The organism is Deinococcus sp. (assembly GCF_018260555.1).
Lineage (GTDB): Bacteria > Deinococcota > Deinococci > Deinococcales > Deinococcaceae > Deinococcus.
Genome location: NZ_JAGLBB010000082.1, coordinates 1 through 8,411, shown reverse-complemented (window position 1 = coordinate 8,411; position 8,411 = coordinate 1). Strand labels below are relative to the sequence as shown.

Here is an 8,411-nt window from a genome sequence, read left to right as displayed (position 1 = left end):
CGGTCGCGGCCATCAAGACCGGCGCCCTCGGCACGGCCGACGCCGTTGACGCCGTGGCCCGCGCCCTGCACGACTGGCACGGCCCGCTGATCGTGGACCCCGTCATGATCGCCAAGAGCGGCGACGCCCTGCTGGACCCGGCGGCCCTGCACGCCCTGACGCACCACCTGTTCCCGCGCGCGGCCCTGATCACCCCGAACCTCCCGGAATGGAACGCCCTGACCCGCGCTGGCCTCGACCCGGCCGCGCCCGTGCTGCTCAAGGGCGGGCATGCCGCCCACGCCGGGCAGCCCACGCCCACCGTGACCGACGAACTGCGCCTGCCCGGCCAGCCCACCCTGACGCTCATCGCTCCCCGCCAGCACACACGGCACACGCACGGCACCGGCTGCACCCTCTCGGCCGCGATCACCGCCAACCTCGCCCTCGGGCACCCCATGAGCGCCGCCGTGACCATCGCCCACGCCTACCTGCAACGCGCCCTGCACGCCGCTCCCGGCCTCGGCGCCGGACACGGCCCCCTCGGGCACAGCGCTGCCCGGCACAGCGCTGCCCGGCACAGTGCTGCCCGGCACAGTGCTGCCCGAGACAGCGCCCCCCATGACAGCGTCCCTTCAGAGCAGGACCACCGCAATGGCTGACCCTCACTTGCTGCCCATTCATTGAACCCGTGCTGGCAGCCGGATCCGACATGCTGGCCGTGCCCCTGGGGCGGACATGCGGTACTCTGCGGCGTTCCTGTTAGCTGCTGTCCTCTGTCCGTTCCTGCCGGGTGTCTGTCCGGTCTTGCGAGGTGCCCATGACCATCTATTCTTCCGTTCGTCAGCCGGTGTTCGCGCGTCAGGGCATGGTGGCGACCAGTCAACCGCTGGCCGCCCAGGTCGGTCTTCACGTGCTGCGTGAGGGCGGGAACGCCGTGGACGCCGCGGTGGCGACGGCGGCGGCCCTGACGGTCGTGGAACCCACGAGTAACGGGATCGGCAGTGACCTGTTCGCGCTGGTGTGGGACGGCGGTGAGCTGCACGGCCTGAATGCCAGTGGCCGCTCTCCGGCCCGCCTGACCCGCGACGCGCTGGGCGGGCAGGACATGCCCACGCACGGCTGGTTGCCGGTCACGGTGCCGGGCACGCCGCGCGGCTGGGCGGACCTGCACGCCCGCTTTGGCCGCCTCCCGTTCGCGCAGTTGATGGAGGGGGCCGTCCATTACGCCCGCAGTGGGTACCCGCTGTCGCCTGTGCTGGCCGAGAACTGGGGTCGCGGCGTCCGCGCGCACCACGCCCGCAGCGGCCCGGCGTTCGATCACTGGCGGCGCGTGTTCGCCCCGGAGGGCTTCACGGCCCGGCCCGGCGAACTGTGGCACTCGCCAGAGCATGCGGACACGCTGGAACGCATCGGGCGCAGCGCGGCCGCTGACTTCTACGACGGCGAACTGGCCCGCCGGATCGCCGCGTACGCCCGCGACACCGGCGGCCTGCTGGACCTGGACGACCTGGGCGAGCACACCAGCGAGTGGGTGCAGCCCATCAGCGCCGCGTTCGGTGAGCATCGGCTCTGGGAGATTCCGCCGAACGGTCAGGGGCTCGCCGCCCTGATCGCGCTGGGCATCGTCAACGGCCTGAACCTGCCCGACCACCGGGACGACCCGGCCGGACTGCACGCGCAGATCGAGGCGATGAAACTGGGTTTCGCGGACGCCCACCGCTACGTGGCCGACCCGCAGCACCGCGCCGTCCCGGTAGACGCCCTGCTGTCCCCCGGGTACCTGTCGGCCCGCCGCGCCCTGATCGGCGAGCAGGCCCTGGACCCGCAGGCCGGCGACCCGAACAGTCACGGCACCGTGTACCTCGCCGCCGCTGACCGGGACGGGCAGATGGTCAGCCTGATCCAGAGTAACTACATGGGCTTTGGCAGCGGCGTGGTCGTGCCGGGCACGGGTGTCGCCCTGCAAAACCGGGGGCATAACTTCTCCATGCAGGCCGGGCACCCCAACGAGATCGCGCCCCGCAAACGTCCGTACCACACCATTATTCCCGGTTTCCTCACGCGCGGGGGGGTGCCGGTCGGGCCGTTCGGCGTGATGGGCGGCTTCATGCAGCCGCAGGGGCACCTGCAGGTCACGCTGAACACCGTCCGCTACGGCCTGAACCCGCAGCAGGCACTGGACGCCCCCCGCTGGCAGTGGACCGGCGGCAGGACCGTGGAAGTCGAGCATGAACTCGGCGCGTTCCAGGCCCGCGCCCTGCAAGCACGCGGCCATGACGTGCAGGTGCAGTTGAACCCGAACGCATTCGGACGCGGGCAGATCATCTGGCGCGATCCGCAGACGGGCGTGCTGGTGGGCGGCAGCGAATCGCGCACGGACGGACAGGTCGCCGCGTACTGACGTGACCCCGGTTCTCCTCTTGCCCCAGGGGAGAGGCAGGAGAGAGCGACGCGGCTGGAGGCCTGGGAAACGTGTGGCTCGCGCGAGCCGTGAATTTTAGGGTTGGCTGGGCGGGCCGGGCGGGGTGTGGGGCGCGTACCCGCGTGCCTGAAGGTCGTACAGCTGCGCGTAGCGGCCCGCGCGGGCCAGGAGTTCCTCGTGGTTGCCGCTCTCGGTGATCACGCCGCTTTCGAGCACGATGATGGTGTCCGCCAGCCGCACGGTCGAGAAGCGGTGGGAGATCAGCAGCGTGATGCGGCCCTGCGCCTGCGCCCGGAGTGCCTGAATGGTCTCAAATTCCGCCTGGGCGTCAAGCGCAGCGGTGGGTTCGTCGAATACCAGCACGGACGCCTTCCGGAAGTACAGGCGGGCGAGCGCCAGCCGTTGCCACTGCCCGCCCGACAGTTGGCGTCCGCCCTGGAACAGGCGGCCCAGCGGAGTGTCAAGCCCGCCGGGCAGGTCGTCCACGAAGCTGGCCCCGGCGCTGCGGACAGCGGCCTGCACGCCCGCATCGTCGTTCAGGCGCTCACTTTCGGCCAGGGCGACGTTGTCGCGGGCGGTCATCTGATACTGTCCGAAATCCTGGAAGATGATGCTCATCTCGCGCTGCACGCTGCGCGGACTGAAGCGCGCGGCGTCCAGTCCGTTCAGCAGGATCTGCCCGCTGGTCGGCTGGAACAGCAGCGTCAGGAGTTTCACGACCGTGGTCTTGCCCGCGCCGTTCTCGCCGACGAGTGCCAGGGCCTGCCCGCGCTGCACGGTGAAGTTCACGCCGCGCAGCACGTCCCGCGTGGTCAGCGGGTACCTGAACCCCACGTCCCGGAACTCGATGGTCTCGATGCGCCCCTCCCAGACTTCCCCGGCGTCCAGGTCGCGGCCCGGCAGTTCCAGGAAGGCGTACAGGTTGCGCATGTACAGCAGGTTCTGGTAGATGCCGCTGACACCACTCAGCAGGCCGCTCACGGTCGCCTGCACCTGCGCGATACCGAGCACGAACACACTGAAATCCCCGACCGTGATCTGCCTGGCGGCGGCGCGGCGCAGAATCAGGGCGCTCGCCAGTCCGATCAGCAGCGCGGACAGCAGCGACGCCCCGAAGTTCCACGCGGAGCGCTGGCGCACCAGCGTTTCGAGTTGCGCGCGGAACCCCAGGTAGTAGTTGTGCCAGCGGCCCAGCAGGTACGGTTCGAACCCGAACAGCCGCACCTCCTTGACCAGCGTGTCCGAGGTGAGCAGGCTGCCCAGGTAGTTCTGCACGCGCGCGTCATGCGTCTGCCGGCGCAGCATGCGGTAGCCTTCCACCCCGAAGCGGTTACTGATGATCACGCCCGGTACGCTGGCCAGGATCACCAGCGGCAGCACCCACACGCCCAGCTGGGTCATGAGCGCCCCGACCGACCCGAGCGTGACCACGCCGCCCGCCAGGGACACGAGTTGCGTGGCGACGCCCAGCGGCCGTGACCCGACCTCGCGGTACGCCTGTTGCAGGCGGTCGTACGTGTCGGCGTTCTCGAAGGCCTCGACGCTCAGGGTGGTGGCCTTGTCCAGAATGCGGCGGCTGACGCTGTGCTGCAGGCTGTCGCCCAGCAGTTGCTGCGAGGCGCTCTGCACGGTCCCGAGCAGGGTGCCCAGGATCACGAGGCCCACCTGCGCGGCCAGCAGGGTCAGCAGCGCGCGGTACGTGACCTGCCCCTGCGCGGCCTGGGCGACGGCGTCCAGCAGGTGCTTACCGACCAGCAGGTTTGCGGCGGGCAGACCGGCGCCCAGCAGGTGACTGAGCGCGAAGGTCAGCGCGTGCCGCGGACTGGCCTGCCACACCAGACCCAGTGTGGCGCGCAGGTCACGCAGTTGCTCACGCGTGGTGGGCGGCGGTTCGGCTGGACTGCCCGCCGTCTTGATGGTTGAGCGGTTGAAATCAGGTCGGTTGGAATCTGGGCGCTCGGGGCCGCGCCGTGGGGGAAGGCTCATCCGCTCCAGTCTGGATCAGCCGCCCATTCACAATGGTGACGGGCGGACGTCCAGGGCTGAATTTATTCATCTGTATATGACAGAGCTTATGGACTGGTATGCGGAGGAATGAGGAAGATGTGGCAATCAGTAGAGGGTACGCCGGGTCAACTCGCTGCAGCTGTTTGCGCTGGCGCTTTGGCCTGACAGGTTTGCAGACTGATGTTGGCTGGTGCCCTCAAGCCTTGGCATCCGCCCAAGCGAGAGGGTGCTCGAGACGTGGACCTATTAGGGCTTAACCTAGCGAAGGGCCAAATTCTGGCCAACTTACCTGAGCCCCTTATGCATTCAGCGGCAGGCGTTCATGCATGTTGAGCGTGAAGGTCCCGTACGGATTGATGTGCTGCCACTTCAACGGCGTCAGGGCCCGCAAATCCACCGGGGTCAAGCGTCCCTGCCACTCTGGCTCGGCCAGAACCTGCTGCATCATCAGTGTGTTGACGTAGACCAGGCTGACCTGCAGCAGATGCAGGCCCAACATCTGGATTTCCTGATCCTCAATCCGGTTGCTGGTGAACTCCCCACCCTTGCCGTACAGGATGAAATCGTTGGCACTGTTCCATGACTCGATCACCTGCAACCCCTCATGAATCTCCCGGCGCAGGTTTTCCTGACGTAGGTAGTCGCACAGGAAAGCGGTTTTCACCGCTTTCCCCAGTTCCGCCAGTGCTCGGTACGTCGGGTGCTGCACGTTCTGGCGGGTAAAGCGCCGCAGAATACTCTCGGCGTCCGCTGTCCCCAGCCGCAGGGCTGTGGCGAGTTTGATCATCTCGTCGTATTGCTGCTCAATCAACTCCCACACAATCGGACGGGTCAGGATCGCTTGCAGGTGAGCGTACTGGTCTGGTTCGCCCTTCTTCGGCCGATAGAGCTTCTGGCGCCTGATATTTTTGAGGCGCGGCAGGAGCTCAAACCCCAGAAGGTGGCAGAACGCGAAGCCCACCTCGCTCTGCCCGTGGGTGTCCACATAGTTTTTCTCCACGTCCATCTCGGTGTCGTGCCGCAGGACACCCTCAATCATGGCGGCCACCTCGCTGCTTGAACAGCTCTTGAGCTGGCTGTAGATGCACACGGAGTGGTGCTCAACATGCCAGTACACCATTACGCCAGGCCCACCATAGCGGGCATGCCATTCGGTCATCAGATTTTGATCCCAGGCTCCGAATTTCTTGCTGTCTGAGGCACAGGCCGTCGTCGCTTCTCCCCAGAGCTGGGCTTCCCGGGCCTGGAAAATCGCATTGCATACGCGACTGATCGCTGCCCGAAGCTGATCTTTATGAATCTAGCGCCGGCGGATGTACTGGAGGTCAGCGAAGCTGTCCTCCCCGCCCCCACTGCACATTCGTTTCAGTCCTGCATTGGTTCCGATGCCATGCAGGCACAGCAGCAAGCGGCGCTGAACCACGTCGCGGCTCAGAACTTCGCGGGCGGCGGCGGTCTGGAAGACGTCCGTAAATCCGGTCCGCAACTCCGTTTCCTTGAGCACGTCGAGCAGGTTGGTCATTGGCCAGCGCTGAACCAGCGCGGCCGCCAGCCGGGTGATGTTCTGTGGTTCGGGCAGCGCCGAAAGTGGTGACACCGAGAGTCGCCCTTTTCCGTTCTTCGGCGCAATGAGTTTGACACTGGCATTGGTGGGGAGGTTTGTATTGAGCGCGTCCAAGGCGGTCTGCATGCGGAGACGCAGCTGACAGGTAAAGGTCTGGGCTTCGCTCGGCTGGCCCAGAGCCGAGTAGTACTCGGCTCGCCTGTCCTCAAAATCCGTCGGGAGATCATCATCGGGGTTTCGGAAGCGCCGCGCGCCCTCAATCCAGACTTCCTTACAGCGAATTTTGTCGCGCAGCGTCGCCAGGACACACATTTCGTACGTCACCCGGTTCACCTTGCGGCTTTCAGGGTCGTCCAGTACCAGGGGCTGCCAGTCGTCTTTGACGACCCCGCCGAGCGGCACCTCCTGGCTCAGGGGAAACGTCTGGATTCGACGGTCGCGGTATTTCGAGAGCAAGTCAAGGGCCCGCATGATGGGCCGGTGCCGGTCGTTGTTGCAGCGGAAGATCAACGCGTCCAGAAGCAGGGAAACGGCGCGCCGATAGTGGTAGCCATACGAATTGCGTGTGACCAGACGCACCTGGCGGTCATAGCTGTTCTCGGCTTCCATTTCCCGGATCAAATCGTCAAGGATCGGCTCGGGGACGACCGGATAAATCACAGCCCGCACCGCGCCTTCTGGTTGGGCACGGGCTGCTTTGGCCAGTTTGAAGAGCAGGGCACTCTTGCCTCTGACCCGCCGGAGTTGCCGCAGCAATTCCGCTTCCACCTTGCTCTCAGCGCGGGTGCCGATATGGTGAGCGACTGAAATCAGCAACTCCACCAGGTCATCCGTGACCTCGGCCAGACGTTCCCAACACAGCGCCGCCAGGAGGACGTGACGCAGGGCTTCAGGGTGGCGGCGCAATTCGCGGGGTGGTTCGCTCGCGGCCCGGTGGCGATACTGGCCGACGACTCTGGGTGGAACACCCTGGAACAGGTGTGGCGGGAGGCCGAGGGCGCGAAGTTCAGCCAGTTTGGCGAGTTCTTCCAGGACGGTGTCGACTTTCACGCGTCCAGCGGTGTCTTTCAGGGTGGCCAGGGTAGAGCGGATGACCAGTAGCGGCTGATCGTCATCGGGTGCGGCGTCCGTGCTGATCAGAGCATCAAATGCCTGACGGGTTTGAGTGCTCAGGCCCTGCTGAACCATTTGAATCCAGCGGACTTCCTGCGCGTTCACCGCAGTGCGTCGGCATCTTGTGAGGCGTTCCGCTGAAGGCGGAACAATCCGTTGTTCTCGCAGAAAGGCTTCGCTCTGCTGTTTCAAACGCTCCACGTCAGGCTGAAGATCAGCAACCAGTGGCGTGAGGTGGGCGATCAAGTGGTCCTCGTCGCCAGACCGAAAGGCACGGAACCCACAGAACTGCGCGACCTCATCGCGGTAACGCCGTGCGGTGCGGGAGGTCCAGTCCACCTCGTCCCAGAGGGCAGGCGACACCGCCAGTTGCCGGGCCAGCGCACGGACAATGGTGTCGGCAACGGCCTGTGGGCTGTTCAGAAAGTGACCCTGAACCTGAAACGTTCTGAGGAGAACGGCCAAACTCAAGGACGCCATCTCGCCCTTGAAGCCCAGAAAATCCCGTTCTATACGGGTCAGCGTGAAGTGCTGGACCAGTTCTTCAGATGACCAATCGTATTTCACCCTGGGGCTATCGCTGAAGGAGCCGGGTGATGGTGCTGGGATGCACTCCAAAAAGACGAGCGCACTGCGCCGCAGTGCGCCGCCCGGACTGAACGGCCTCGCGGATGTCCTGCTCGTGGTGGGGCAGCAGTTTGCGTTTGCGGCCCCCGACGCGGCCCTCCAGCCGGGCTTGTTCCAGGCCGACTTCCGTTCGCTCCCGAATCATGGCGCGTTCAAACTCTGCGAAGGCTCCCACCATCTGCATCATCATCCTGCCCGCTGGCGTCGTGGTGTCGATGGCTTCGGTCAGGCTGCGAAAGCCGACCCCACGTTCGCCCAGCAGCTCCATCAAGTGGAGAAGATCCTTGAGACTGCGGCTGAGCCGGTCCAGTTTCCAAACGATGACCACATCACCCTCGCGCAGCTGATCAAGCATCTTGTGGAGCTCGGGTCGGTCCCAGCGCCCACCAGACGCGTGTTCGGTGAACATGCGCTGGGCCCCAGCATCCTGGAGCGCTCGCAGTTGAGCGGCGGTGTCCTGCTCGTGGGTCTTGCTGACGCGGGCGTAACCAAGCTGCATAGAGCCTCCACAGGTGCGAAAACAGGTTGCCAATTCAGTTCATTGTGCAACAGAGTTTTGCAATCCTGGGAGCACGTGTTGATCGCACACGTCAAAAGAGTGCGGAAACGTTCGTTTTCGCGTAACTGCTCAGCAGGGGACGATCAGACAGAGAAATTGGGCATGAGAATATCCCCCGTGAACACGCTGACCAGTCC

4 protein-coding genes and 1 pseudogene are annotated in these 8,411 nt (G+C 65.4%); 2 read left to right on the top strand and 3 right to left on the bottom strand.

Translation table 11 applies throughout. From position 1 onward, the window contains the following. On the top strand, positions 1-641 hold a 641-nt coding region (locus QZ271_RS12830; protein WP_291432089.1), incomplete at its 5' end, for a bifunctional hydroxymethylpyrimidine kinase/phosphomethylpyrimidine kinase. A 158-nt stretch (positions 642-799) separates the two neighbouring features. After that, positions 800-2,383: a gamma-glutamyltransferase family protein gene (locus QZ271_RS12825; RefSeq protein ID WP_291432087.1), complete on the top strand. Its 1,584-nt coding sequence runs from the start codon at positions 800-802 to the stop codon at positions 2,381-2,383. Between the two features lie 96 nt (positions 2,384-2,479). On the opposite strand, the gene QZ271_RS12820 is transcribed toward QZ271_RS12825, so the two are convergent. From QZ271_RS12820 to QZ271_RS12810, 3 genes and pseudogenes are all read right to left on the bottom strand, one after another. Continuing rightward, positions 2,480-4,390 carry an ABC transporter ATP-binding protein gene (locus tag QZ271_RS12820; protein WP_291432085.1) on the bottom strand — a complete coding sequence of 637 codons (1,911 nt, stop codon included), beginning with the start codon at positions 4,388-4,390 and terminating at the stop codon, positions 2,480-2,482. Positions 4,391-4,709: 319 nt separating this feature from the next. Then, a pseudogene (locus tag QZ271_RS12815) lies at positions 4,710-7,655 on the bottom strand (Tn3 family transposase). 7 nt (positions 7,656-7,662) lie between these two features. Next, entirely contained in the window at positions 7,663-8,214 is a 552-nt protein-coding gene (locus QZ271_RS12810) for a recombinase family protein (protein ID WP_291432083.1), read from the bottom strand. Positions 8,215-8,411: the final 197 nt, after the last annotated feature.